Origin of the sequence: Kitasatospora aureofaciens (assembly GCF_001188955.3) — a bacterium.
Lineage (GTDB): Bacteria > Actinomycetota > Actinomycetes > Streptomycetales > Streptomycetaceae > Kitasatospora > Kitasatospora aureofaciens.
The window spans coordinates 137,869-162,472 of sequence record NZ_JPRF03000002.1; the positions used below are offsets into that span (position 1 = coordinate 137,869).

General features: G+C 71.7%; 24 protein-coding genes and 1 pseudogene. 17 read left to right on the plus strand and 8 right to left on the minus strand.

What is annotated here, in order from left to right:
- Nucleotides 1–38 precede the first annotated feature (38 nt).
- From HS99_RS04385 to HS99_RS40630, 7 genes and pseudogenes are all read left to right on the plus strand, one after another.
- Nucleotides 39–926: an acetylating acetaldehyde dehydrogenase gene (locus tag HS99_RS04385; protein WP_030557518.1), complete on the plus strand. Its 888-nt coding sequence runs from the start codon at nt 39–41 to the stop codon at nt 924–926.
- Nucleotides 923–1,921, plus strand: a pseudogene (dmpG, locus tag HS99_RS04390) (4-hydroxy-2-oxovalerate aldolase); the annotation flags it as partial. The gene HS99_RS04385 and the pseudogene dmpG, both read left to right, overlap by 4 nt.
- A gap of 12 nt (nt 1,922–1,933) precedes the next feature.
- A complete protein-coding gene (locus HS99_RS46235) occupies nt 1,934–2,194 on the plus strand; it encodes a phosphopantetheine-binding protein (protein ID WP_232790646.1) in 261 nt (86 codons plus the stop codon).
- An 8-nt stretch (nt 2,195–2,202) separates the two neighbouring features.
- A complete protein-coding gene (locus HS99_RS04395; protein ID WP_030557515.1) occupies nt 2,203–3,066 on the plus strand; it encodes an HpcH/HpaI aldolase/citrate lyase family protein in 864 nt (287 codons plus the stop codon).
- 56 nt (nt 3,067–3,122) lie between these two features.
- A complete protein-coding gene (locus tag HS99_RS04400; RefSeq protein ID WP_078938603.1) occupies nt 3,123–3,596 on the plus strand; it encodes a MaoC family dehydratase in 474 nt (157 codons plus the stop codon).
- A 10-nt stretch (nt 3,597–3,606) separates the two neighbouring features.
- Nucleotides 3,607–4,779, plus strand: coding sequence for a GNAT family N-acetyltransferase (locus HS99_RS04405; protein WP_030557513.1), 1,173 nt, complete (start codon nt 3,607–3,609; stop codon nt 4,777–4,779).
- 114 nt (nt 4,780–4,893) lie between these two features.
- Nucleotides 4,894–5,717 (plus strand): IS5 family transposase gene (locus HS99_RS40630; RefSeq protein ID WP_370863220.1). Its coding sequence is split into 2 segments (ribosomal slippage): nt 4,894–5,227 and nt 5,227–5,717, totalling 825 coding nucleotides; the frame shifts between segments, so codons are not numbered across the junction.
- A gap of 462 nt (nt 5,718–6,179) precedes the next feature.
- On the opposite strand, the gene HS99_RS04420 is transcribed toward HS99_RS40630, so the two are convergent.
- Entirely contained in the window at nt 6,180–6,584 is a 405-nt protein-coding gene (locus HS99_RS04420) for a winged helix-turn-helix transcriptional regulator (protein ID WP_030557509.1), read from the minus strand.
- Between the two features lie 132 nt (nt 6,585–6,716).
- On the opposite strand from HS99_RS04420, the gene HS99_RS04425 reads away from it, so the two are divergent.
- Together HS99_RS04425 and HS99_RS04430 are read left to right on the plus strand one after the other, a co-directional pair.
- The gene (locus HS99_RS04425; RefSeq protein WP_030557508.1) at nt 6,717–7,574 is read left to right on the plus strand and encodes an NmrA family NAD(P)-binding protein; all 858 of its coding nucleotides are present in this window, start codon (nt 6,717–6,719) and stop codon (nt 7,572–7,574) included.
- Between the two features lie 106 nt (nt 7,575–7,680).
- Nucleotides 7,681–8,739, plus strand: coding sequence for an SMP-30/gluconolactonase/LRE family protein (locus HS99_RS04430; protein WP_051835646.1), 1,059 nt, complete (start codon nt 7,681–7,683; stop codon nt 8,737–8,739).
- Here HS99_RS04430 and HS99_RS48345 read toward each other — a convergent pair.
- Nucleotides 8,682–8,966 carry a transposase gene (locus HS99_RS48345; RefSeq protein ID WP_359815511.1) on the minus strand — a complete coding sequence of 95 codons (285 nt, stop codon included), beginning with the start codon at nt 8,964–8,966 and terminating at the stop codon, nt 8,682–8,684. The genes HS99_RS04430 and HS99_RS48345 overlap by 58 nt on opposite strands.
- Before the next feature lie 146 nt (nt 8,967–9,112).
- Between HS99_RS48345 and HS99_RS04435 the strand changes: the two genes are divergently transcribed.
- Nucleotides 9,113–9,433, plus strand: a complete 321-nt coding sequence (locus HS99_RS04435; RefSeq protein ID WP_030557505.1) for a hypothetical protein — start codon at nt 9,113–9,115, stop codon at nt 9,431–9,433.
- 28 nt (nt 9,434–9,461) lie between these two features.
- Here the strand turns inward: HS99_RS04435 and HS99_RS04440 are convergent, their stop codons facing one another.
- Both HS99_RS04440 and HS99_RS04445 read right to left on the minus strand, forming a co-directional pair.
- On the minus strand, nt 9,462–10,238 hold the full coding sequence (locus HS99_RS04440) for an alpha/beta hydrolase (RefSeq protein WP_232543302.1): 777 nt from the start codon (nt 10,236–10,238) through the stop codon (nt 9,462–9,464).
- Between the two features lie 106 nt (nt 10,239–10,344).
- Nucleotides 10,345–10,674: a hypothetical protein gene (locus HS99_RS04445; protein ID WP_030557503.1), complete on the minus strand. Its 330-nt coding sequence runs from the start codon at nt 10,672–10,674 to the stop codon at nt 10,345–10,347.
- Between the two features lie 250 nt (nt 10,675–10,924).
- On the opposite strand from HS99_RS04445, the gene HS99_RS44600 reads away from it, so the two are divergent.
- The 3 genes from HS99_RS44600 (at nt 10,925) to HS99_RS04460 (ending at nt 13,565) form a co-directional block, all read left to right on the plus strand.
- Nucleotides 10,925–12,562 carry a restriction endonuclease fold toxin-2 domain-containing protein gene (locus HS99_RS44600; protein WP_030557502.1) on the plus strand — a complete coding sequence of 546 codons (1,638 nt, stop codon included), beginning with the start codon at nt 10,925–10,927 and terminating at the stop codon, nt 12,560–12,562.
- 1 nt (nt 12,563) lies between these two features.
- A complete protein-coding gene (locus HS99_RS04455) occupies nt 12,564–12,953 on the plus strand; it encodes a hypothetical protein (protein WP_030557501.1) in 390 nt (129 codons plus the stop codon).
- Between the two features lie 114 nt (nt 12,954–13,067).
- Nucleotides 13,068–13,565: a hypothetical protein gene (locus tag HS99_RS04460; RefSeq protein WP_030557500.1), complete on the plus strand. Its 498-nt coding sequence runs from the start codon at nt 13,068–13,070 to the stop codon at nt 13,563–13,565.
- On the opposite strand, the gene HS99_RS04465 is transcribed toward HS99_RS04460, so the two are convergent.
- The 3 genes from HS99_RS04465 to HS99_RS04475 form a co-directional block, all read right to left on the minus strand.
- On the minus strand, nt 13,531–14,484 hold the full coding sequence (locus HS99_RS04465; protein WP_046386393.1) for an IS5 family transposase: 954 nt from the start codon (nt 14,482–14,484) through the stop codon (nt 13,531–13,533). The two genes, HS99_RS04460 and HS99_RS04465, sit on opposite strands and share 35 nt — an antisense overlap.
- A 177-nt stretch (nt 14,485–14,661) precedes the next feature.
- A complete protein-coding gene (ku, locus tag HS99_RS04470) occupies nt 14,662–15,741 on the minus strand; it encodes a non-homologous end joining protein Ku (protein WP_030557498.1) in 1,080 nt (359 codons plus the stop codon).
- A gap of 222 nt (nt 15,742–15,963) precedes the next feature.
- A complete protein-coding gene (locus HS99_RS04475) occupies nt 15,964–16,968 on the minus strand; it encodes a hypothetical protein (RefSeq protein WP_052743476.1) in 1,005 nt (334 codons plus the stop codon).
- A gap of 403 nt (nt 16,969–17,371) precedes the next feature.
- Here HS99_RS04475 and HS99_RS04480 point away from each other — a divergent pair, with 403 nt between their 5' ends.
- On the plus strand, nt 17,372–17,839 hold the full coding sequence (locus tag HS99_RS04480; protein ID WP_030557494.1) for a hypothetical protein: 468 nt from the start codon (nt 17,372–17,374) through the stop codon (nt 17,837–17,839).
- Here the strand turns inward: HS99_RS04480 and HS99_RS04485 are convergent, their stop codons facing one another.
- Nucleotides 17,840–18,751 (minus strand): DNA-3-methyladenine glycosylase family protein, encoded by a 912-nt coding sequence (locus tag HS99_RS04485; protein WP_030557492.1) that lies wholly within the window; start codon nt 18,749–18,751, stop codon nt 17,840–17,842.
- A 175-nt stretch (nt 18,752–18,926) separates the two neighbouring features.
- Between HS99_RS04485 and imuA' the strand changes: the two genes are divergently transcribed.
- From imuA' to HS99_RS04500, 3 genes are all read left to right on the plus strand, one after another.
- Nucleotides 18,927–19,613 (plus strand): DnaE2-dependent mutagenesis accessory factor ImuA', encoded by a 687-nt coding sequence (imuA', locus tag HS99_RS04490; protein WP_051835644.1) that lies wholly within the window; start codon nt 18,927–18,929, stop codon nt 19,611–19,613.
- Nucleotide 19,614: 1 nt separating this feature from the next.
- Nucleotides 19,615–21,150, plus strand: coding sequence for a DNA polymerase Y family protein (locus HS99_RS04495; protein WP_030557490.1), 1,536 nt, complete (start codon nt 19,615–19,617; stop codon nt 21,148–21,150).
- A 75-nt stretch (nt 21,151–21,225) separates the two neighbouring features.
- Nucleotides 21,226–24,519 carry an error-prone DNA polymerase gene (locus HS99_RS04500; RefSeq protein ID WP_030557488.1) on the plus strand — a complete coding sequence of 1,098 codons (3,294 nt, stop codon included), beginning with the start codon at nt 21,226–21,228 and terminating at the stop codon, nt 24,517–24,519.
- Nucleotides 24,520–24,604 lie beyond the last annotated feature (85 nt).

Here is a 24,604-nt window from a genome sequence, read left to right on the forward strand (position 1 = left end):
CCGGCTCACCTGCCAATTCGCTGTCCCTGGGGAGACCCATGTCCGAGAACACCGCGCTGAAGGTCGCCGTCCTGGGCGCCGGCCTCATCGGCGTCGACCTCCTGCACAAGATCCACCGGTCCCCGTTCCTCGACTGCGTGATGGTCGTCGGCCGCGACAGCCAGAACACTGGGCTGCGGCAGGCCGCCAAGATGGGCCTGCCCACGACGGCCGGCGGCACCGCCGCGCTGCTGGAGTCCGGCAGGCACGTCGACCTCGTCTTCGACGCCTCCAACGCCGACTCCCACGCCGAGCACTGGCGCCTGCTGGAGCCCACCGGCGCCCTGGTCGTCGACCTCACACCGCACAACAGCGGCACCCCTACGGTTCCGACGGTCAATGCCGTCGAGGCGCTGACCGGCCGTCACCTCAGCCTGATCAGCTGCGGCGGGCAGGCAGCCGTCCCGATCCTGCAGGCCATCGCCCAGCACTGCACGCCCGGGTACGTCGAGGTGGTCTCCACCGGGGCCAGCCGCAGCGCCGGGCGGGCGACCCGCCTGAACCTGGACGAGTACATCGCGACCACCCAGGACTCCGTCCGCGCGTTCACCGGCACACCGGCCGCGAAGGTGATGGTTAACGTCAGCCCCGCCGCCCCGCCGCCGCCGTTCCGCGTCACCATGACGGTCCTGGCCTGCGGCATCGACCCGGGCACGGTGCGCGACCTGGTCCACTCCGCCGCCCGCAAGGTGCGGGCCTTCGCCCCCGGCTACGCGGTGACCTCCGTCGACGCCACCTCCGAGAAGGTCATCGTCGCCGTCGAGGTCAGCTCCGTCGGAGGCCGCATCCCCGCCTACGCGGGCAACCTCGACATCATCAACGCGGCCGCCATCCACCTGGCCGAGACCCGCGCCGCCTCCCCGCTCACGGAAGGAGCCGCGGCATGAGCCCGACCGCACCGGCCGTGCTGATCCACGACCCGACTCTCAGGGACGGCCACCACGCCGTCCGCCACCAGCTCGACCAAGGCCAGCTGCGCGACTACGCGGCGGCCGCCGACCTCGCTGGCGTGCCGGTGGTGGAGGTCGGCCACGGCAACGGACTGGGGGCCTCCTCGCTCCAGATCGGCCGGGCCGCTCTCAGCGACGCCGAGATGCTCTCCACCGTCCGCGACGCCCTGCAGCGCGCCCGGATGGCCGTGTTCATGGGACCCGGCTGGGGCACCTGCGAGGACCTGCGCGGCGCCTTCCGGTACGGCGCGCAGGTGTTCCGGATCGCCGCGCACTGCACCGAGGCCGACGTCACTGAGCGGCATCTCGGCTTCGTCGCCGAGCACGGCGGCGAGGGCCAGGGCGTCCTGATGATGAGCCACATGGCCAGCCCTGCTCAGCTCGCAGAGCAGTGCGCCCTCATGGTCCGGTTCGGCGCCCAGGCGGTAGGGATCTTCGACTCCGCCGGGCATTTCCTGCCCGAGGACGTCCAGGCGCGAATCGCCGCGATCAGCGAGGCCGTCGACGTCCCGGTCATCTTCCACGGCCACAACAACCTCGGCATGGCCATCGCCAACTCGGTGGCCGCCGTCCGGACCGGTGCGCGGATCATCGACGCCTGCGCGCGGGGCTTCGGCGCCGGGGCGGGCAACACGCAGCTCGAAGTCCTCGTCGCGGTCCTCGAACGCCTCGGCCACCCCACGGGGATCGACCTGAACAAGGTGCTGGCCGCCGCCGACGTGGCTGAGCGCCGGCTGATGAGCGCCCCGCCGTTCATCGACTCGGTCGCCGTGATGAGCGGCCGCGCCGGGGTGTTCTCCGGCTTCAAGACCCGGGTCCTGGAGATCGCCGCCCGCGAGGGCATCAGCCCCGGCGACCTGTTCGACGAGCTCGGCCGCCGCCAAGTGATCGCCGGGCAGGAAGACCTCATTCCCGAAGCAGCGCACCGCCTGAAGGAGAAGGCCGTGACTGAACATCCCACCACCACCGCGGGCCTCGACCCCGACGTCGAGGACCTCCTGGTACGCGAGCTCCGGGTGAAGCCCGAAGCACTCGCCGCCGACGCGACCCTGGAGGAGGCTGGCCTGGACTCCCTGTCGCTGGTGGAGCTGTCGGTGCTGCTCTCCGAGCTCCTCGGCTCCAAGGTCAGCGAGGACGAGATCCACGACGCCCGCACCGTTGGCGGCCTCGCCGTGCTGGTCGAGAACAAGCGCCGGGGCCGGTGACCGCGGCCATGAACCCTCTCACTCTGCGGGCCGCCCGAGCGTGGATCAGCGTGCCGGCTCCCGCCGTCAACCGGTTCGAGAGCGCCAAGGCATGCGGCGCTCATGTCGCCCTGGTCGACCTCGAAGACTCCGTTGCCCCGGCCAAGAAGCAGCACGCGAGGACCATCGCCGAGCGGTTCTTCGACGGCTACGAGACCAGCCCGTCCCTGCTCGGCGTGCGGATAAACGCCCCCGTCCTCCTGGACGGCATCAGGGATATCGCAGCCATCGCCGACTGGCGCGCCCGGCCCGACATCGTGCTCGTGCCGAAAGTCGAGTCCCCTCGCGACCTCGACCTGGTGGCTGGCGCCCTCGACGCAGACGACTACCGGCCCCACCTGTTCGCGCTGATCGAGACACCCCGCGCCATTGAGCAGATCCGGGAGATCACCCGGGCCGCGCGGATCTCCGGCGCGGTGTTCGGCACTGCCGACTACGCCACCGCGGTGAGTTGCGGCATGGGCTGGGAGCCGACGCTCCACGCCCGCTCCGCGGTGGCCAACAGCGTGGCCGCCGCCGGCCTGGTCGCGATCGACTCGCCGTACTTCCAGATGGACGACCCCGACGGGCTCCGGGTCGAAGCCGAACGGGCCAAGGCCCTCGGCTTCCACGGCAAGGGCGCCATCCACACCCGGCAGCTGCCGGTCATCACCGAGGTCTTCAGCCCCTCCGAGCAGGACATCGCCGACGCCCGCACAATCCTCGGCGCCGGGCGAGACAGCGGTAACAACATCACCTCCGTCGGCGGCCAGATGGTCGGCAGGCCCTTCTTCACCCGGGCCCAGAACCTCTTGGCCCAGGTCGACACCCAGCGAGAGGGGCAACCGCAGTGAACACCACCACGCTGCCGCCCGGATACCGCACCGTCGGCGACGACCGGATCCGAGAGATGGTCGGCCTCGGCTACCACGACTTCCCCGAGGGCCTGGTCATCGAGCACCGGCCCGGCCGAACGATCACCGAGACGGACAACACACTCATCACCGCACTGTCCGGCAACACGGCGCCCATCCACCTGGACGCCCACTACGCCGCCCACACCACGCGACGCCGAATTCTGGTGTGCAGCGGCGTCACCCTCGCCTTCGTCGGCGGCATGACGGTCCGCTCCACCAGCGGCCTGACCCTGGCCAACCTCGGGCTGGACGACGTGAAGTTCGAGAACCCCGTGTTCGTCGGTGACACCCTCTACGCCGAGACCGAGATAACCGGCCGACGCCTCTCCAAGAGCCGGCCGGACAACGGAATCGTGACGTGCCGCACCACAGGCCTCAACCAGGACGGCGTGCGGGTCGTCGAGTTCACCCGGACCTTCCTGGTGCCCACCGACCCGGACGCCGTCCGGGACGCGACCAACTACTAGGAGGGCCGCCATGGACGACGACCTCACCTTCCAGGCAGCCGACGACGGCCTGGTCCAGGAGTACGACGAGCTGGCCGCCCGCGCCTTCGGTCACACCGTCGGGGACATCACCCACCTGCGCGGCCGCGCCGACGTCCGCGTCGCCCTGCGCGCGGGGCGGGTCGTCGCCGGAGGACTCGGCCTGCTCACCAACCAGTTCTTCGGCGGCGCCGCGGTGCCCAGCGCGTGCCTGGCCGCCGGCAGCGTCGCACCTGAGGAACGCGGCAGCCGTCTCGCGACCAGCATGGTCCGCGAGCGGCTGCGGCCCCTGCGCGAACGCGGCGCGGTGATCTCCACCATCTCCACCGTCTCCAACGGCTACGCCCGCCACATGGGCTGGGAGGCCCCGGTCCCGGTGTTCGGCTGGGCCGTGAGCGCCGACGACCTGAAGCGCTCCTTCGCCACCGGAAACCTCGACATCGAGCACGGACTCACCAAGGACGCCCTGGACCTCCAACAGGAACTCGCCCGGCAGTGGAACGGCCCGGTCCAGCGCCCGGACTGGTGGTCGACGTGGACGACCGCGAAGAACGCCCTCACCGCCTATCGGTTCAGCCGCGCCGGGGCACCTGCGGCCGGCTGGCTCTCCTTCACCACCAAGCGCAGCGACCGCCACGGCATAGACCTGGTGGTCCACGACTTCTGGGCTTCGGACCCGGACTGTGCCGCGTCGATGCTCGCGTTCCTCGGTCGGCACAACAGCCGGGCCGAGACCGTGCAGTTCCGGCGCGGTGCTCTCCCGCCCTACCCCGTGCTGCTGCATCACCTCCACCGGCACCGGGTGACGGCTGACGCCTGGCATCCGTGGATGCTCCGCGTCCTCGACCTGCAAGGAGCGGTCCGGCTGCGCGGCTGGCCTGCCGATCTCGACCTGGAGATCCCGGTGGAGATCGGCGACGAGCGCCCCGGCTCCAGCCACCGTTACCTGCTGCGGCTGTGCGCCGGGTCGGCGGACATCGTGCCCACGCGCACCGACGGCGCTGTCGCCTTCACCAGAGGCCAGTTCGCTGTCTGGTATGCGGGCGGATACCGCAGCCTTACAGCGGCCCTCATGTCCGGTGTCTACGCACGCTGCGACGAATCGCTGACCACCCTCATCCGGGCCGCCAACGATCGGGAACCCTGGCTTCCCGACCACTTCTGAGGCCGCCACGATCCCGTTCCAAGCGTCTTCGGGTCCTATGAACTCGTAACACGATCTTGGTGATCGTTGCTGGTGGGGCGTGACCGATGTGACGATTCGTCCGTTCGTGATGGAGTGAGCAACAAGCCGTGGATCGTGGACGACGAACTGTGGACCCGGGTCGAGCCGCTGCTGCCGGCCTGGCCGGAGCGGTCGCCGGGCCCTCGCCCGGTAGATGACCGGCGTTGCCTGCAGGGCATCCTGTTCGTGCTCTACACCGGCATCACCTGGCGGCAGTTGCCGCTGGAGTTGGGCTTCGGTTCCGGGCAGACCTGCTGGCGGCGGCTCGGCCGCTGGCAGGAGGCAGGGGTGTTCGAGGCCCTGCACTGCATACTCCTGGCCGAGTTGAACGCGGCCGGGCTGATCGACTGGACGCGCGCGTGCGTGGATGCCTCCCACGTGCGCGCGAAAAAGGGGGCGAGGCCACCGGCCCGTCACCGGTCGACCGCCGCAAGACCGGCAGCAAACACCACCTGATCAGCGACGGCGGCGGCATCCCGTTCCACGTGATCACCACCGCCGCCAACGTCAACGACGTCACCCAGACCCTCGCCCTGGTCGACGGCATCCCACAGGTCGCCGGCCGCGTCGGCCGCCCCCGCAAACGCCCCGACGCCCTGCTCGGCGACAAGGGCTACGACAGCAACCCCAACCGCCGCGAGCTGCGCAAACGCCGGATCCTGCCCGTCATCTCCCGCCGCGGCGAGCCCGACATCATCGGCCTCGGCAAGCTCCGCTACGTCGTCGAGCAGACCTTCGCCCAGCTCCACCAGTTCAAGCGCCTCGCCGTCCGCTGGGAACGGCGCCTCGACCTGCACGAAGCCCTCGTATCACTCGCCTGCGCGACCATTTGCTGGCGGCGCCTCAGGCGGCCTGCTCAGCCGACTCGCAGACCGTGACCGCCAGACGTCTACCGTCCCTGGCTTATTGACCAGGATCTCGCTGCCCTCATAGTGATCCTGTTCTGGGCGACCGTGTCGTTCAGGGTCACCAGAGCCGTCGACGACTGGTGGTAGTCGTCCGCCTCGCCGATGTTGACGCCGTAGGCGGCGGTTTGCGTGACGGTGCCGCCGGACAGCTTCGAGTTCTGGGTGCCGTCGCCGAAGTCAGCGCCGGTGCTACTGGTATGGGGTGACGATGTCGTTGGTGAAGTTGATGTTGTTGCCGCGGACGACTTCCGGTGCGGCGGGCGTCGTCACTGGTACCCACGCGTCGGTCGCGGTCCACTGGATGCCCGCCTGGTTGTCGATGCAGCCAGCGGTCGTAGGGACGCTCCACGTCGTGTACTCGCCAGGAGTTCGGGCCGGGAGCAGTCATGTCGGCGACTTGCGCGGCGTGGGTGCGGCCGTAGGGCGCGGGGCTCAGGCGGTGCCCTCGGCGCGGACGTCGTACTCCTGACGTGCGGCAAGGACTTCGCCGACGTGCTCCACCGACCACTGGGTGAGTACGCGCAGTGGTCCCCGCAGGGTCTGACCGAGGGGGGTCAGGTCGTACTCGACGTGGGGCGGCACCTCGGGATACACGGTCCGCCGGACCAGTCCGTCACGTTCGAGCGTGCGCAGCGTCTGGGTGAGCATCTTCTCGCTCACTCCGGCCAGCCGCTGCCGCAACCGGGTGAACCGGCAGGCTCCGTGCTTGCCGAGTTCTCCCAGCACGAGCACCGCCCACTTGCTGCCGATCTGGTCGAGCAGGTCGCGCGAGGGGCAGCCGCGCGTGTACGGGTCCCATGACGCCATGGGCTCCGTCACATTCTCGGCGGTCGCCATTCCACTCACCTCGATACTTTCCCGCAGGTGGTCACCTTACCAGCAAGTGGCTACTTACCGATGGAGAGTGATCAGGTCAATCTGGGGTTCGTCACGCCGCGAGGAGAGTTCGCGGCAGGAAGGGGCGATCTCATGTCCATCGTCGTCACCGGAGCCTCAGGCCAGTTGGGCAGGCTCACCGTCGAGGCGCTGCTGCGGCGCGGAGTCCCGGCCGCGGACATCGTCGCGACCGGACGGGACACCGCACGCATCGAAGACCTCGGCCACCGCGGCGTCGTGGTGCGCCGGGCGGACTTCGCGGAGCCGGACAGCCTCGCGGCGGCGTTCCAGGGAGCGGACCGGCTGCTGCTGGTGTCCACCACCACCGTAGATGAGCGGTCGGCCAACCACCGCCGGGCCGTCGACGCGGCAGTGGCGGCCGGCGTGTCGCTGGTGGCGTACACAAGCATGACGCAGGCCGACACGGCGACCAGCATCCTGGCCCGCACCCACCGCGCCACCGAGGAGTACCTGCGCGAACGCGAGGTCCCCAGCACACTGCTGCGCAACAGCTGGTACCTGGAGAACTACACCGCCCAACTGCCCCTGTTCCGCCGGCGCGGGACGGTGATCGGAGCCGCGGGCAAGGGCAGGATCAGCGCCGCTTCACGCGCCGACTACGCGGAGGCCGCCGCCGCCGTGCTGACCACCGAGGGCCACGCGGGCGCGGTGTACGAGCTGGGTGCGGACGAAGCGTTCACCCTGGCCGAGCTGGCGGAGGCGGTCTCGGCGGCCACCGGGGAGCCGATCGCCTACACCGATCTGCCCGCGGACCGGCTCAGCGAGGCGCTGACCGGGGTCGGCCTGCCCGCCGAACTGGCGCACGTCCTCGCCGACGCCGACCTCGGGATGAGCCGCGGCGAGCTGTACACGGGATCCGGCGACCTCAGCCGCCTGATCGGCCGGCCGGCCACTGCCCTGTCCGACGCTATCGCCGCCGCGCTGCGCTGACCGTCCACTCGCCCCCGCGGCCGTCGCGCCCGGACCGCCGCGGGGGCGCTCACCTCTCGTTCCATGACCGTGTACGACCCTGCCATCACCCGGAAAGTTGCCGACCATGTCCTCCCGCACAGTTCCCCCGCACACCGCGTCCACCCGCGCCGCGTCCGCCCGTACGACCGTCCGCGTCATGGGGCGGCGCGCGCTCGTCACCCTTACCGCCACCTCTGCGGCCCTTACCGCGTTCACGCTTCCCGCGACCGCCGCCACCCGCGGCGGCGGCGCCGCCCCCGCCCACGCCTCCCAGGGCGGGAACGACGACCAGGCGATCACCCTCGACGGCAGCCGCGCGTTCCCCGAAAGCGTGGCGGCCGACCGCCACTTCGTCTACGCCGGCAGCATCGGCGACGGCACCGTCTACCGGGGACGCCCCGGGGCGACCACGCTCGAACCCTTCCTGCCGGCCGGCCAGGACGGCCGCACCCAGGCCGCCGGCATCAAGATCACCGGCAACCGCTTGCTGGTCGCCGGCGCGTTCAGCGGGCGCTTCTTCGTCTACAGCACTTCCGGGAGGCTCGTCGCGGCCTACACCGTTCCTGAGACCGGCGAACAGACCCTCGTCAACGACGCGGCCGTGGCTCCCAACGGTGACGTCTACATCACCGACTCGCTGCGCGCCGTGGTCTACCGGATTCCGGCCGCCGAGGTGGATGGCCCCGCCACCGGCGCCCACCGGACCCTGCGGGTGGCCTACCACCTGCCGGACTACGTGGCCGGCCAGTCCAACGGTAACGGCATCACCACCGCCCCCGACGGCACGTCGCTGATCATCGGCTACTGGTACAGCGGCGCCCTCTACCGGCTCGACCTCACCACCGGCGGTGTTCGCAGGATCGACGCACCGCCGCTGCCCAGCGCCGACGGCATCGTCCGGCAAGGAAACACCCTGTACGTCGCGCGTTCGGTGAACAACGAGGTCACCGAACTGCGACTGTCCGCCGGGAGCACCCGGGCAGTCGTCGTCTCCGAACGCACCTTCCCAGGCGCCGACACCACCACCGGCGTCGCCGTGAGCGGGGGCCGGCTGCTGGTAACCAACTCCCAGATGGACACCTACCTCTACGGCGAACCGCTGACCAGCCCGGCCTTCACCATCGAGAGCCTGCCGCTGCGCTGAGGCCCGGTCGGGGACGCCCGACGCGCGCGGCGCGGGCTGCCGGTGCAGAGCACGAACAGGATGCCCTGCAGGCAACGCCGGTCATCTACCGGGCGAGGGCCCGGCGACCGCTCCGGCCAGGCCGCCAGCAGCGACTCGACCCGGGCCCACAGCTCGTCGTCCACGATCCACGGCCTGTTGCTCACTCCATCACGAACGGACGAATCGTCACATCGGTCACGCCCCACCAGCAACGATCACCAAGATCGTGTTACGAGTTCTATCAGAATTTCCGACGGGGCCCGAAGACTGACCAATCTCCCAGGACTTTGGGCCGCGGGCCTGTCCGCAACGAGCAGGAGTTGAAGACACTGCACTCGACCATGGCCGTCTCATGCAGAGCGCGATCTGCTACCGCGAGGCCGGCCGGAGCGAACGGGCCGTCAGCCTCTTCCGCGAGCACCTCACCACCAGGGTGTTCGCGCCCCGCGACCGCGCGTTCTTCACCGCCCAGTACTCCGGCGCCCTGGTCGCGGCCGGTGAACCGGACGAGGCCGCCACCGCCGCCCAGGAAGCCCTCAGCCTGGCCGCGGGCGCACGCTTCGGGCAGGCTCTCGCCGAACTCCACCGCACCGCCGCCGACCTCGCGCCGTACGCCGGGCGCCCCGCCGTACGAGAGTTCCGCCGGCGCCTCGGCGAGCTGGCCGCCGTCTAACCGGCGACGAAGGCGCTCACGTGCTCGATCACCTCGCGCTGCCAGACTTGCGACTGTGGATGCAGGTACTGAGGGTCGTCGTGGACAGCGAAGCCGTGCTGGGCGCCGTCCAGCTCCACCAGTTCCACCGGCCGCCGAACATCACCCGGTGTCGGCGGGAGGACTCTACGGGCACGAAGGTGTCCGCGGTACCGTGCACCATCAGCACCGGCGCCCGCACCCCGGCCAGAATGCTCGGAGTGTCCAGGTAGAAGACCTCGTTCAGCAGGGCCCGGTTCAGCTCGAACGGCGACTTCTCGGTAAAGCCCTGCTCCTCCAGCCGCACCGCCATCTCCCCGGGCAGGTAATCGTCCGACCAGCCTGGCCGGGAGGTGACGTACCGCTCCTTGTAGTCCAGCCGCGGGTTCAGCAGCACCAGCTTGTCGACGTCGCCGGGCCGGTGGGCGGCGTGCAGCGCGGCAGCACCGCCCGAGAACGAGGCGGCGATCACGTTCACCGGACCGGGTCGGCCGGCCCGCGCGCGCAGATGGTCGCTGGCCGCCCGGATGTCATTGGTCACCGAGGCGATCGTCAGCTCCGACTCGCGCCCGCCGCTGGCCCCGTGAGCCCGCAGGTCGAACCGCAGGCTGGTCCCCCCTGAGGCGGCCAATCCGGCAGCCAGGCGCGTGAAGAACCCGCCCTCCTCCCGGGTCACACCCGACCCGTGCACGAGTACCGCGGCAGGGCCGCGCGTCCTGGTGGCGCACACTGTGCCGAAGAGCGCGGTACCGTCCAGGGACTGAAACGCCGTCTCGTGATCGACCATCAGCAGATGGTAGCCATCCGGCGCGCCCCCCGGGGCCGGGACGGCGGGCAGACTCCGCCCAGACCAGATCCGGCGTACCAGCGACTTTGACGGCAGCTGCCGGAAGTCAGGACGCCTTGCGTCGTGGCCGGCCAGCGTGCTCGAGGGCGTGCTGGAGCTCGTCGCGCGTCATGGGGGAGCGGTGCGGGATGTCGAGGTCGGTGGCGCGCTTGTAGAGCTCGGCCTTGGTGAGCTGCGACAGCTGCTGCTTGCCGGTGGCACTGGCGCGCTTTGCCGTGGTCTTCCCGGTGGCGGCCTTGGGGGAAGTGCTTTTCTTGCCGCCGGTCTGTTTGGGGGAGTGACTGATGCGGGCGGCTGTTCGGCCGGAGGACTTCTTCGGTTCCCCGGCGGGCCCGTCCTTGCGGGCGGTTTCGAGGCTGCGGCGCAGGGCGCCCATGAGGTCGACGACGTTGGTGGCCTCGGGCGCGGGTCCGGCGGAGACGGCGATCTCGCGGTCGGCGATCTTGTCCTGGACAAGCTGCTTGACCTGCTCCTCGCAGCTCCGCTGGCGCCCGTCCGTACATGTTGCTGCGCCAGACCATGCTGGAGGCCAGCCAGGTCGCGAGCGGGAGATCGACGAGGTCGTCGTGGGTCAGCACGACGGTGCGCGAAGGTAGGCTGGCTGCTGCTTTGGGGGAGGAGTGAGCGTGGCTGACACGGCTCCAGGGGGAGGGTTCGAGGTCGACCCGGACGTGGTGTTCCGGGCGTCGCTGAAGTTCCTCGGATCGAAGGACTTCGTTTACAACATCGCTTCGGGCGTGGCGGGCGACCTTGCCTCCTCGGCGGGGATGGCTGGCGACGACACGATCGCCCACAGCTTCGCGAAGAAGTACGAACCGGCGGCCAAGAGCGTGGTCAAGGCGATCGGGACCGCCGGGCAGGGCATGGCGACGATCTCTAGCCGCCTGCTGACGATGGCCGCCAACTACCTGGCCGTCCAGGACTCGGTGGCCGCCGCATTCACCGGGAAGATCAACACGTCGGCACCGCTGGCCAAGGGCGCCCAACAGTGCGACGAGAGCGAGGCGCACAACAGCCTTCCGATGGTCACCGGCTCGAAAGAAGTCCACGAGATCCCGGTGATCGGCAAGTTCTGGCCCCAGGGCGACCCGAAGCGCCTGCGCAGCGCGGCCCAGGTGTGGGCGGAGTGCGCGTCGGTCATTGACACGGCCCAGCGCAACGCCGGCCAGCATGTCGCAGATGTGATGGCGAAGTGCACCGGCCCGGCATTCGAAGGCTTCAAGTCGTACGCCGCCACGGTGTACGACCCGTGCCCGCCTGGCGGGACGGCCGTGTCGGCATCGCAGCCGCTGATGGTGAACATCTCGTCGGCCTGCCGGGAGCTGCAAGCGATCTGCGAGCAGTACGCGCAGGCGATCGAGACGTGCCAGGACACGCTGATCGGGCTCGGGACCGCCGCAGGCATCATCACCACGACCGGGGTGATCCTCACGTTCTTCACCTTCGGCGCCTCGGACGCGGCTGCCGCCGGTGCCGACGCGGCCTTGGCGGCGGACGCGGCGCTCGCCGCCGAGGCGCTCGCCACCGCCGAGGCAGAGCTGGCCGCGGCCGCCGCCGTCGCGGAGGCCGAAGCGATCGTCTCTTCCCTGGCGTCGCGGCTGGTGGTGCTCGCCGGAACGGCCGCGGCGGCGACCGCGGTGACGGGTGTCGATTCGGCGAGCGCGGCGACTCCGCCCGACCCAGCCGGGCAGCAGCCGGACGGGGCGACGGGTGCAGCTGGGCAGAGCCCGTTCGCCAACCCTCTGGTGGGTCCGGTTCCCCCGCCCAAACCGCCGGCGTACCCGCTGTACGACGCGGCGCAGCAGATGGCCGCCAAGACATGGATCGAGGGGCTGCCCGAGCGTCCGCCGAACTACGGCACGGCGGATGACCGCGCCTACCAGGTGTACGCCGCGGGTAAGCCTGAGCGAAACGCCAAGAGCGCCGACGGTACGGAGAGCGTCTGGGCGGACGGATTCCGGCCGGCCGACGGTGCGTTCATCGATGCCAAGAACGTCCGCAAACAGGGCTGCAGTCCGCGGTCGCTGAAGGGCATTCAGGAAGACGACTTCCGGACCGGATGGATGCTGGACAAGGACGACGACGAGATCAGGCGCTACAAGCTCGCCATCGACAATCCCGCCAACCATGCCCAGTACCTTGAGATCGACACCCCTGACGACGCGACGGTCGGCTACTGGCAGTACCTGGCCGCCAAGAACCACGTGAAGAGCAACGTACGTGTCATTACGATGCCCCCGCCGCCCTCAACCGAAGAAGGCTGATTTGGACACCATCCACCTCGGCGCGGCGCCAGGGACCACCTGGGCCCTGTCGCCGCTGGAAGCCGAAGACCACCTTCGTGCCCGCTTCCCGGACCTGCAGGCCGGGCAGGAGCATTCGCCGACCACCGGCAAGAACTACGTCTCCTTCTACGTCGAGCTGGCAGGCGAGAGTCGGCACGGTGCGTACTTCGAACGCGGCCACCTGGTTCTGGACGACGGGGACGCGGACCTGTGGGCCGATACCGCCGCCTGGTTCCTGGGCCTCCTGCCCGCCGACGCGAGGGCGGTCGCCATGGTCGAATCCAGCCCGGACAGCGTGCGGACAATTCCCCCCGGCGCTGACACCGCGCAGGTCCGCGAAATTTTGCAGTCGCTCCTCGATGTCGTTTAGAAGGCGTCCGCAATCCGCTTGCGGCGTATGACTTTTCGCTGTTCAGGCTTGGGTGTGCGGGGTTGGGCGGCAGGGTTTCGGTGTCGGGTTGTCGAGGTCGGAACGGAGTGTGTGATGCCGCCGTCGCCGCTGGGGTTGCTGGAGGAGCGTCGGGAGGCCGCTCGGGTGCGGGTGGAGGATCTGGAGACCGAGTTGGAGCGCCTGGAGGGTGAGCTGAGGTCGGCGAGGGTGGTGTTGGAGCGTCGGGTGGTGGCGGTGGAGGAGCTGGCCGAGGCGCTCGCCCCGGCCGAGGATGCCGTGGAGCCGGCGCAGGCGGGGGTGCGGGTGCCGCAGAAGGGGGCGGTGGTGCCGGTGTGGCGGGAGGGGCTGGATCCGGTGGACGCGTTGGCGCCGGACTACCGGCGCCTGGTGGAGGCGGTGGAGTCGGGTGGGGAGGGTGGTGTCGGCTTGACCATGCGGGAGGTGGCGGTCGCGGTCGGCCGGGAGCCGGTCGCTGCGGTGACGGAGAACCTGCGGCAGAAAGCTCGGCGGCTGGTGGAGCGGGGCTGGCTGGAGGTCGACGGTTCCGGGAGCCGGTTCATGCCGCGGCGCCGGCCCCAGGCCGCGGGGTGACACTGCGGGCCCGGCGGCGGTGGCGGGCGAGGCGGCGGCTCATGACCATGGTCATGGACCACAGGATCATGGCCTGGGCGCTGTCGGTGCGGGTTTCGTAGTCGCGGGCGAGGCGGCGTGAGCGCATGAGCCAGCCGAACGTCCTTTCTGCCACCCAGCGGCGCGGGACGATGCGGAACCCGGACAGGTCGTCGGTGCGTTTGACGATCTCGACGATCAGGGCAAGCTTGGTGTTCGCCCAGGTGACGAGGTCGCCGGTGTAGCCGCTGTCGGCCCAGATCCTGCGCAGGTAGCGGAACTTGGCCTTCAGTGCGGGGAGCATGTCGGCGGCGGTGGCTCGGTCGCCGGCGTCGGCGGGCGTGACCAGGATCATCAGGAGCAGGCCGAGGGTGTCGACGACCAGGTGGCGCTTGCGGCCGTTGATGTTCTTCGCGCCGTCGTAGCCGCGCGTCGCACTGTGCACGCTGGCGGCGGCCTTGACCGACTGGGAGTCGATGACCGCCGCGGTCGGCTGGGGGTCTCGGCCATGCGCTGTGCGGACGGCGGCGCGCACCCGGTCGTGGAACTCGGTCAGCAGGCCGGTGTCGCGCCAGCGGGTGAAGAAGGCGTGGACCCGCTTGTAGGGCGGGAAGTCGGCGGGCAGCGCGGCCCATTTGACGCCGTTGTCGACGAGGTAGCGGATCGCGTCGAGCAGTTGGCGGTGGCAGTAGCCCTCCGGCCGCCCGCCCCGGCCGCTCATCCACGCCGGCACCGGCAGCAGGTCCCGCACCGCCGCCCACTCGGCGTCGGTCATGTCGCTGTCGTAGCGGCGAACACGATCGCGGTGGTCACCCGCGTTGCCGTACCGGTGTGCGAAGCAGTCGCACCTTGGGGGGACCGAGTTGCCGTCGACCGCGGCGACGGCGTACAAAAGCGGCAACAGGGCCTCCTTGCGGCTTTTTGGTCTCGACAACCTCCAAGCTGCACAGGGGCCCTGTCTTCATGCGGCGACAACGTCGAGATCACCCGAATCGGGAACCCGCGAACACTCGTACTAATCCCAAGCCCCGTGTGGGGTTTGCGGATCGCTTCTTAGCCACTCAGGCCTCAACTGCAGTTACGACGCCGCCCGCTGGGAGCGTCCGGCTTGTTCGAGAGCGTGCTGGAGCTCGTCGCGGGTCATGGTGGAGCGATGGGGGATGTCGAGGTCGGTGGCGCGCTTGTAGAGCTCGGCCTTGGTGAGCTGGGACAGCTGCTGTTTGCCGGTGGCGCTGGCGCGCTTCGTGGTCTTCGCCGCCGTGCTGGCTTTGGTGGCGGTGCTCTTCTTGCCACCGGTTGGCTTGGGGGAGCGGCTGGCGCGGGCGGCCGGGGTCCGGTCGGCGCGCGTCTTCTTGGGCTCCTCGGCGGGCCCGTCTTTGCGGGCGGTTTCGAGGCTGCGGCGCAGGGCGTCCATGAGGTCGATGACGTTGGTGGCCTCGGGGGCAGGCCCGGCGGACACGGCGATCTCGCGGCCGGCGAGCTTGTCCTGGACGAGCTTCTTGACCTGCTCCTCGTAGGTGTCGTGCCACTCGTCGGGTTTCCACTCGATGGCGAGCATGCCGATGAGTTGCTCGGCGGTCTTGACCTCCTGCGGGGAGAGTTTGACCTTCTCCGGCAGGTCACCGACCTCGGAGTGGGGGTCTCGGACCTCGTCGGCGAAGTGCATCGTGTGCAGTTCCAGGAGCCCGCCTTCGGAGCGGACGGCGGTCAGGTACTCCTTGCCGCGCATCGCGAACATGGCCAGTCCGGCCTTGCCGGCGTGCTCCAGGGCCTCGACCAGGAGGGCGTAGACCTTCTGGTACTCCTTGCCGCGGGGGCCGAGGTAGTAGGTGCGGTCGAAGAAGATGGGGTCGACGTCGGCGAGGTCGACGAACCCGGCGATGTCGATGGTGCGCGAGCGGCCGGGGGAGATCTGCTCCAGTTCGTCCGGTTCGACGATGACGTACTCGCCCTCGGTGACCTCGTAGCCCTTGACGATGTCCGCGAAGTCGACTTCCTTGCCGGTGCGTTCGTTGACGCGCTTGTTGCGGATCCGGTCGGAGGTGCCGCGCTGCAGCTGGTGGAAGTGGACGTCGTGGGACTGCGTGGCGGTGTACAGGGCGACCGGCACGCTGACCAGGCCGAAGGTGAGCACTCCAGTCCACATGGGTCGAGCCATGATGGGCTCCCTTCGACCTGGCGCGCCCGCCAGCCGGTGCGAGGGCGGGTCATGGCCAGCGTCGCCGCCAGACCGGCGTGTCCGCACGCGGTGTTGGGCCGACGGGCGTCGCCGCCCTGCTGGGCCCCGCTTGGAGGCGGTACGACGACGGCCTACCGGACGCCTGGGCGGTCGCCGCCCACCCAAACCCCCCGCAAGCCGCGTCCAGCCGGGCTTCTGCGGTCAGTCGTTCTCCAGTCGCCGGTGCCGCTCGGCTGTCTCCCGAGCGGCCTCCCGGGCACGGGCCACCCGGCCGCGGGCGGAGTCGCTCGCGGTCTCGGTGTCCCGCACCAGGGCATCGGCCCGCGCGAGGGCGTCCCGCGCACGGTCGTCGCGCTCCCGTGCCTGAACGAGCGCGGCCTCGGCACGATCGGCCTCGTCCTGCGCCCGCTGCCGGGACGCTCTGGCGCTACGCAGCTCCCGTTCGGCTTCGGCGGCCCGATCGGCGGCTTCCCGCTCGGCCGTTTCGGCCGCGGTCACGGCGATCCGGGCCTTGTCCCGCTTTCGTTCCCACTCGCGTTCGGCCCGGGCCTGGGCGGCCGCGTCCTGCCTGTCGCCGGGCGGCGCGTCGGTGGCACTGGCACGGTGCGAGCGTCGTTCCGCGGCCGGCCGCCTTCTGGCTGGCGGTGTGCCGGTGTCCGGGCTGGCGCCGACGTCGGTCGAAAGGTTCGGCTGTCCGGCCTCCGTCCTGCTGGGAGCGGCGCCCGGCCACAGCGGCGGTTCAAGGGCGGCGGTCAGCCGGCCTTCGGCCAGGGCCCGGGCGGCGTCCGGGTCCGCGAGTGCGGCGGACAGTGTCCGGTCGAGGTCGGCGACCGCGTCCGAGGCGAGCGGGTGACCGGCCGCCGCCGCGTCCCGCCTTGCCTGCTCGGTCAGCGCCCGGATCAGCAGGCGGCGCTGGTCGGCGAGGCCACGCAGTTGCTCGCCGGCGAGGTGCTCCTGAGCTTCCCGCAGGGCTTGACCGAGGTCCATGAGCTGCCTGACCAGGTCGTGGTGCCGGTGGGCGAGGAGGTTCGCGGCCCACGCGGCCACTGTGGGGCGGTGCAGGGCACGGATCGCCTTGGCGAGCTGCGGGTCTGACTTCTTCACCTCGTCGGCGCGTTCGTTTCGGGCGGCGGTGAAGGCGGTCGGAGCAAGGACGTAGAGCGCGTCGGCGGTTGCGTCGAAGTCGGTCGGCGGCTTGCTGGCCACCTTCGAACTGTATGGCCGGTGCGCACCTCGAGTCCGGCGGACGTCCTCCGTTCAAGGGAAGGTCTCGGAGCCGGCGGGCGCGCCCGCACCTGGTGGGCCGGTCTCGATTGGCGAACTCGCCCTGCTGTTCTAAGCGGGTGGCGCATCCCGGTCTTACTCGCCGAAGAGCGGGACGTCCCGGCCGCCTATGTCCGTGCGGATGCGGTGCGGGCGGACGGGGTGGCGCCACCGGCCGGCGCTGTCACGGGCGACGTCGGCAGCGACCTCCATCACGACCTCGGGCGCCGCCAGGACGACGTCGAGTCTGTCACGGCTTCCCCAGCCGGCCGAGAATGAATCCGCAGGGCGAAGCACGGCGGATGCCGCCGTCGCAGCGCGACGATCGGCGCAGTACGGTCCCAGGATGAGCAGCAGCGATCTCCAGCTCCAGGACCTCCTTTCGGCTGCCCTCGAGGACACCGTGGCAACAGCCCACGCCGAGGCGGCCCGATGGCTGACCGCCCAGCTTGAGCAACGCGGCACCGAGGCCATGTGGGAAGGCACATGCCGACTGCTCTCCGCCCTGGCCGTCCGGCCCGCTTACGGGCTGCCGCCGCACGAGGCAGCCGACCGGCTGCGGCTGACCGCGCGGAGCGCTCAGCCCGATGTTGCGCTGGTCCTGTCGCTGAGGCTCGCCCTGTGGGAGCGCGGCGAGGAAGGCGCCGCCGAGGTGTGGCACGCTGCCCCCGTCGAGCTGCGCCGGCAGGCGATCATGCATCTGGTCATCGCCTACTGCGCGACCGTCGGCTACGACGGGCGCCGGCTGAGCCCGGCCGAGACGGTGTCGCTCGTGCGGCAGGCCTTCCCGCCTGCTGGCCGTTCGGCGGGGTGATCATCTTTTGCGGTGGTCGTTGGGGGAGAGGCGGGGGCCGAATCGTGGGGCGCTGGCGCCGGCGAGGAAGGCGAGTTTGCAGACGCGGTGGCGCTGGCCCGCGTAGGGGGCGAGGAGTTCGAGCATCTGCTCGTCGGTGCTGCGGGCGCGGCCGGTGAAGAAGTGGCCGATGTGGTTGGCGAGGTGGTAGTCGCCGACGGAGACGGCGTCGGGGTCGCCGTTGGAGCGCTGGAGGGTCTCGGCGGCGGTCCAGATACCGATGCCGGGCACGGTCATGAGGCGCTCGAAGGCCTGCTTGCCGGCCATGGTCGAGGCTTCTTCGAGCCGCGGTGCGAGGCGGACGGCGCGCAGGATCGTGGCCGCGCGCTTGGGGTCGACGCCGGCCTTGTGCCATTCCCAGCTGGGGATCGCGGCCCACTGGCGGGCCGAAGGCATTACCCGCAGGTCGGGGCGGGGCCCGGGCGCTGGGGTGCCGTGGCGGCGGACGAGGTAGCGCATGCCGCGCCGCGCCTCGAGAACGGTGACCTTCTGCTCCATGATCGCGGGGATCAGGGAGTCCAGGACGAGGCCGGTGGCGCACAGGCGAAGGCCCGGGTTGCGGCGCTGGGCCTCGCGCAGCGGCCCGGGTGGCAGGACGAGCTGCTCGGGGGTGTCGGTCGCGCCGAGCAGGGTCGGCAGGCGCTCGAGAAGCCAGTCGGCCGCCTCGCCCCACGCGGTCGCATGGATTTCGCCGGTCGCGGGGCGGGCGGTGATGCGAAGGGTGCCGGTGCCGGCCGGGGTGCGGAAGGTGCGCCACAGCTCGCCGGGTGACCATGCCGAGACGGGGTCGCGGGCACCGCGGTGGAGCGGGCCGATGACGTGGGCGAGGTCGAGCGGGAACGGCAGCCGCCAGGTGCGCCCGAGGGGCCCCATGTTCCGGCCTCCTTCGGATGAGCGTCCCGCGCCGCGGGGCTGCGGCATGCGGGGACACTACCGCACCGGCAAGTCCGTGACCTGCAGTAATGACAGTCATTCGAACGGGTGACCGATTTAGTGAGAGTGGCGATTCCGCTTGCCTGGCTTCGCACGAATGTTCGATGCTGGGGGTGTGGAAGCAACCCTCGCAGCGCTGGCCCCCCGGCTCCAGCTGTCCCGTCCCGGACCGCTGGTCCCGGTGCTGCCCGCCCTGGAGGGCCTGCTCCCGGAGCGGGGGCTGCGCCCGGGTGCGGTCGTGTCGGTGACCGGCGGCGCGACCGCGCTGGCGCTCGCGCTCGCGGCCGCCGCGACCGCCTCCGGCATGTACTGCGCGGCGCTCGGTTTCGACGGGCTCGGCGCGCTCGCGGCGGCGGAACTCGGCGTCGACGTCGGCCGCCTGGTGGTGGTCGACGCCCCGCGCGAACGGCGGGCCGAGGTCGCCCTGGCGCTGGCCGACGGGTTCGGCCTCCTGCTGCTGCAGGGAGCCCCGGTGGCGGGCCCGGTGGCCGAGCGTCTGGTCACGGTGGCCCGCCGCAGCGGGTGCGCGGTGGTGGTGGCGGGGGAGTGGCCCGGGGCTCGGGTGCGGCTGCGGGTGGTCTCGCGCGTCTGGGAGGGGCTGGGGCAGGGGCGTGGCCGGCTGCGGGCGCGGCGACTGGCGGTGGTGGCCGGCGGGCGGGGCGCGGCGGCGCGGGAGCGGCGGGCGGAGCTGTGGCTGCCGGACGCGCAGGGCGCGGTGCGCCTGGTCGAACGGCCCGCCGCACCGGCGGCGGCACCGCAGCGGCGCGCCCACGCCGGCCGGGGCCCGCTGGCGGTGGTGTGACATGAGCGAGAGCGTTCGGCGTGTGCTGGCCGGCTGGGTTCCGGACTGGCCGGTGGTGGCGGTGCTCGGCCGGGAGCCGGAGCCGCAGTGCCTGGCGGCGGTGACCGAGCGCGGCCGGATCCTCGCCGCGAGCGGCGCGGCCCGGGCGGCCGGTGTCCGCGGCGGGCAGAAGCTGCGCTCGGCGCAGGCCCTGGTTGCGGACCTGGAGGTCTTCGACCGGGATCCCGATCTTGAGGTGCAGGCGTTCGAGCCGGTCGCGGATGCGGTGGGCGCCCTGGCCGCGCATCTGGAGGTGGTGCGGCCTGGCCTGCTGGCCCTGGCCGCAGGCGGCGCGGCACGCTTCCACGGTGGTGAGGAGGCGTTGGCCGAGCGGGTGATGGACGCGGTCGAGGCGATGGGGCATCCGTGCCGGGTCGGGATCGCTGATGGGTTGTTCGCCGCGCGGCTGGCCGCTCGCGTGCAGCAGATCGTCCCCGTGGGGGCGAGTGCCCGGTTCCTGGCGCCGTATCCGGTGGCGGAGCTGGGGGAGCCGCGGCTCGCCGATCTGCTGGGCCGGCTCGGGCTGGCGACCATCGGCCAGTTCGCCGCGCTGCCGACCGCGAGCGTCGCGGACCGCTTCGGCCAGGCCGGCGTGCTCGCGCATCGCCTGGCCCGCGGGCTGGAGGCCCGTCCGGTCGTGGCCCGGCCCCCGGGGGCGGACCTGACAGCTGAGCAGCGGTTCGACGAGCCCGTGCTGCTGGCGGAGCCGCTGGTGTTCACCGCGCGTGCCCTCGCGGAGCGCCTGCACGAGCACCTGGCGGCGGCCGGGCTGGCGTGCGAGCGCGTCGACGTGGAGGTCGAGTGCGCGGACGGCACCACCGCCTCCCGCACCTGGCGCCACGAGGGCGTGCTGTCCGTGGGGGCGGTGGCCGAGCGGGTGCGCTGGCAGCTGCAGGCCTGGCAGCAGCGCGACCTTTTCGACGAGGCGTCCGGCGGCGTGGTTGCACTGCGCCTGGTCCCGGACGGCCTGGTGAAGGATCCGGGCCGCCAGCTGTCCCTGGAGGACGGCGACCAGGAGGCGCGGGCCCGGGCGGAGCGCGCGGTGGCGCGGGTGCAGGCGATCCTCGGCCACAGCGCCCCGGTGACCGTCGACCTCGCCGGCGGTCGGGCCCCGGGCGACCGGGTGGTGCACACGCCGTGGGGGGACGCCCATCAGGAGCGTCGCGCGGACGGTCCCTGGCCCGGACGGCTGCCCGCACCGTCCCCCACCCACCTTCCGGCGCAGCCCGCGGCGGTGCGGCTGCTGGACGCTGGCGGGCACGACGTCGAGGTGAGCGCCCGCGCCGAGGTCCGCTCGGCTCCCGCGCGCCTGGTTCTGCCCGGCGGCGTGAGCCGGGTGGTGGCCTGGGCTGGTCCGTGGCCGGAGCAGGAGCGCTGGTGGGACCCGGAACAGGCGCGGCGCACCGCGCGGATGCAGGTCGTCGTCGACGACGGGCGGGCTTTACTGCTGGCCGTCACGGGCGGGCGCTGGATCATCGAGGGCGACTACGACACCTGACAACCACTCACCGCCTCCGGACCGCGCCGCCCGCCGCCTGTTCACCACCGAAGCACCACCACCTGGACGAGCACGATGGGATTCACCAACCACCCCCACACCCCGTGGAGCGAGCTGCACCGCCGCCTGGCCGGCGCGCCTGCCCCGGGCGGGCGGACCGTCGTGCCCTTCCCCATCCCCGCCCCGGCACCGCCCACCGAGCCCGCCCCACCGATGCGGCCTGCCTCGCCGCCGTCCGGGCCGGGCTGGGCCGAACTCCATGTCCACACCACCTACTCCTTCTTGGACGGCGCCAGTGACCCGGCGGCCCTCGTCGACGAGGCCGCCCGCCTGGGCATCGAGACGCTCTCCGTCACCGATCACGACGGCCTCTACGCGGCCGCCGTGTTCGCCGCCGAGGCCCGCCGCACCGGCATCGCGACCGTGTTCGGCGCCGAGCTGACCCTGGACGCCGAACACGCGCCGACCGGCGTGGCGGACCAGGACGGCGAGCACCTGCTGGTCCTGGCCCGCGGCGCCGAAGGCTACCGCCGACTCGCCAAGGTCATCGGCGACGCCCACCTTGCCGGCGGCCAAAAACGCCGCCCCCGCTACGACCGCGACCGCCTCGCGAACGCCCACGACGGCCACTGGGCCATCCTCACCGGATGCCGCAAAGGCGCCGTACGCCGCGCCCTGGACAGCGAAGGCGAAGCCGGCGCAGAGCGCGAGTTGCGCGCGCTGGCCGACCGCTACGGCTACGACAACGTGTTCGTCGAACTCACCGACCACCGGATGCCCGAGGACGATGACCGCAACGACGCTCTCGCCCACCTCGCCGCCCGCCTCGGCCTATCCCTGGTGGCCACGTCCGCCGCCCACCACGCCTCCCCGGCCCAGCTGCGCCTGGCCCAGACCCTCGCCGCGCTGCGACAGGGCCGCTCCCTGGCCGAGGCCGAGCCGTACCTCGCGGCCACTGGCGCAGCCCACCTGCGCTCGCCGGCCGAGATGGCGGCCCGCCTGGCCGCCTGGCCCGGCGTTCAGCAGGCCACCGTCGACCTCGCCCGCGCTTGCGCCTTCGACTTCCGCGACCTCTCCCCGCAGTTGCCCGGCTTCCCCGTCCCCGACGGCCACACCGAAGCGAGCTGGCTGCGCGAGCTCACCCTGCGCGCTGCCGCCGCCCGCTTCGACCCCAGTAACGAGAAGGCGCACCGGCAGGTCGCCTACGAGCTGCAGGTGATCGAGCAGCTCGGCATGGCCGGTTACTTCCTCATCGTCCACGACATCGTCGACTTCGCCCGCCGCGCCGACATCTGGTGCCAGGGCCGCGGCTCGGCTGCCAACTCCGCCGTCTGCTACGCCCTCGGCATCACCTCCGTCGACCCCATCCACTACGGCCTGCTGTTCGAGCGCTTCCTCTCCCCTGAGCGGGACGGGCCTCCGGACATCGACCTCGACATCGAGCACCGCCGCCGCGAGGAGGTCATCCAGTACGTCTACGACACCTACGGCCGCGACCACGCGGCCCAGGTCGCCAACGTCATCACCTACCAGCCCAGACTGGCGATCCGGGACGCTGCCCGCGCTCTCGGCTACGCTGCCGGGGACCTCGACCGGTTCGCCCGCGAGACCGGCTGGCACGAGATGCCGCCGCCCGACGCGCCGGTGCCCGCCGACGTGCGCGACCTCGCCGGCCAGCTGCGAGGGCTGCCCCGCCACCTCGGCATCCACTCCGGCGGCATGGTGCTGACGCGCGAACCCATCGCCGAGACGTGCCCCACCGAGTGGGCCGCCATGCCCGGCCGCTCGGTCCTCCAATGGGACAAGGACTCCGTCGCCGAGGCGGGCCTGGTCAAGATCGACCTGCTCGGCCTCGGCATGCTCTCCGCCCTGCACGACACCTGCGACCTGATCGCCCAGCACCACGGCATCCGCTACGACCTCGCCACCATCCCCCCGGACGACCCGGCCGTCTACGACATGCTCTGCCGCGCCGACACCGTCGGCGTCTTCCAGGTCGAATCCCGTGCCCAGGCCTCCGCCCTGCCACGCATGCGCCCGCGCCGCTTCTACGACCTCGTCGTCCAGGTCGCCCTCATCCGCCCCGGCCCCATCCAAGGCGGATCCGTGCACCCGTACATCCGCCGCCGCAACGGCCACGAAGAAGCCACCATCCCCCACCCCCTGATGGAACGCGCCCTCGCCAAGACCCTCGGCGTCCCGCTGTTCCAGGAACAGATGATGCAACTGGCCATCGACTGCGCCGGCTTCACCCCCACCGAAGCCGACAAGCTACGCCAGGCAATGGGCTCCAAGCGCTCCCACCAGCGGGTCGCCGAGCTGCGCGAGCGCCTGCTCGCCGGCATGGCCGAACGCGGCATCCCCACGGACGTCGCCGAGGACGTCTACGCCAAGATCGACGCGTTCTCCAGCTACGGCTTCCCCGAATCTCACGCCGCCAGCTTCGCCCTGCTCGTGTACGCCTCCGCCTGGCTCAAGCACCACTACCCGGAGGCGTTCACCTGCGCCCTGCTGGCCAACCAGCCGATGGGCTTCTACTCCCCGCTCACCCTGATCGCCGACGCCAAACGCCACGGCGTCACCGTCCTTGCCGCCGACGTCAACCACAGCAGTCCCCGGCCCACCCTCGAACCCTGCCCCGGACACAGCGGGGAAGCGACGGCCGCCGGCCGGCCGGCGATCCGCCTGGGGCTCGCCTCGGTGCGCGGCCTCGGCCCCGACCAGGCCGAGGCGATCGCCGCCCACCGCCCCTACCGCGACCTGGAGGACTTCGCGCGCCGCACCGCCCTGCCCGCCCCCGTCCTCGAGGCCCTCGCCACCGCCGGAGCATTCGCAAGCCTCGGCGTGACCCGCCGCCAGGCCCTGTGGTCCGCAGGGCTGCTCGCCCGCACGAGCGACGCCATGCTGCCCGGCACCGCCCCCGCGCTCACCGCACCGGCCGGCCTGCCGGAGATGACCGCCGTCGAGGAGACCATCGCCGACCTGTGGGCCACCGGCGCCTCCGCCACCACCCACCCCGTCCAGCACGCCCGCCCGCACCTGCAGCGCTGCGGAGCCATGACCGCCTCCGACTTCAAGCACGGCGCCGCCCCCGGAACGATGGTCGCTGTCGGAGGCCTGGTCACCCACCGCCAGCGCCCACCGACGGCCGGCGGCGTCCTGTTCATCTCCCTGGAAGACGAGACCGGCCTCGTCAACATCATCTGCCAGCCCCACGTCTGGGAGCGCCAACGCCGTGTCGCCCTCGGCAACGCCGGCCTGCTCGTCCATGGCACCGCCGAACGCCGCGACGGCGCGATCAACCTCGTCGCGACCCGCCTCACCCCGCTCACCCTCGCCCCCGGCACCCGCAGCCGAGACTTCCGATGACCCCCGATCCATCAACCAAGCCGTCGTCGGCGACCTCGGGGACCGACCGCCGCACCCGAGATACAGTCACCACCCGAACCACCGG

Coding starts and splice junctions, on each gene's coding strand:
- ku (WP_030557498.1), bottom strand. CDS start 15,741: ATGGCTCGACCCATGTGGACTGGAGTGCTCACCTTCGGCCTGGTCAGC.
- HS99_RS04495 (WP_030557490.1), top strand. CDS start 19,615: ATGAGCGAGAGCGTTCGGCGTGTGCTGGCCGGCTGGGTTCCGGACTGG.
- HS99_RS04435 (WP_030557505.1), top strand. CDS start 9,113: ATGCAGAGCGCGATCTGCTACCGCGAGGCCGGCCGGAGCGAACGGGCC.
- HS99_RS04400 (WP_078938603.1), top strand. CDS start 3,123: ATGGTCGGCCTCGGCTACCACGACTTCCCCGAGGGCCTGGTCATCGAG.
- HS99_RS04445 (WP_030557503.1), bottom strand. CDS start 10,674: ATGGGCGCCCTGCGCCGCAGCCTCGAAACCGCCCGCAAGGACGGGCCC.
- HS99_RS04440 (WP_232543302.1), bottom strand. CDS start 10,238: ATGGTCGATCACGAGACGGCGTTTCAGTCCCTGGACGGTACCGCGCTC.
- HS99_RS04485 (WP_030557492.1), bottom strand. CDS start 18,751: ATGGGGCCCCTCGGGCGCACCTGGCGGCTGCCGTTCCCGCTCGACCTC.
- HS99_RS04430 (WP_051835646.1), top strand. CDS start 7,681: ATGTCCTCCCGCACAGTTCCCCCGCACACCGCGTCCACCCGCGCCGCG.
- HS99_RS04405 (WP_030557513.1), top strand. CDS start 3,607: ATGGACGACGACCTCACCTTCCAGGCAGCCGACGACGGCCTGGTCCAG.
- HS99_RS04385 (WP_030557518.1), top strand. CDS start 39: ATGTCCGAGAACACCGCGCTGAAGGTCGCCGTCCTGGGCGCCGGCCTC.
- HS99_RS04460 (WP_030557500.1), top strand. CDS start 13,068: ATGCCGCCGTCGCCGCTGGGGTTGCTGGAGGAGCGTCGGGAGGCCGCT.
- HS99_RS04395 (WP_030557515.1), top strand. CDS start 2,203: ATGAACCCTCTCACTCTGCGGGCCGCCCGAGCGTGGATCAGCGTGCCG.
- HS99_RS04425 (WP_030557508.1), top strand. CDS start 6,717: ATGTCCATCGTCGTCACCGGAGCCTCAGGCCAGTTGGGCAGGCTCACC.
- HS99_RS04420 (WP_030557509.1), bottom strand. CDS start 6,584: ATGGCGACCGCCGAGAATGTGACGGAGCCCATGGCGTCATGGGACCCG.
- HS99_RS04500 (WP_030557488.1), top strand. CDS start 21,226: ATGGGATTCACCAACCACCCCCACACCCCGTGGAGCGAGCTGCACCGC.
- HS99_RS04480 (WP_030557494.1), top strand. CDS start 17,372: ATGAGCAGCAGCGATCTCCAGCTCCAGGACCTCCTTTCGGCTGCCCTC.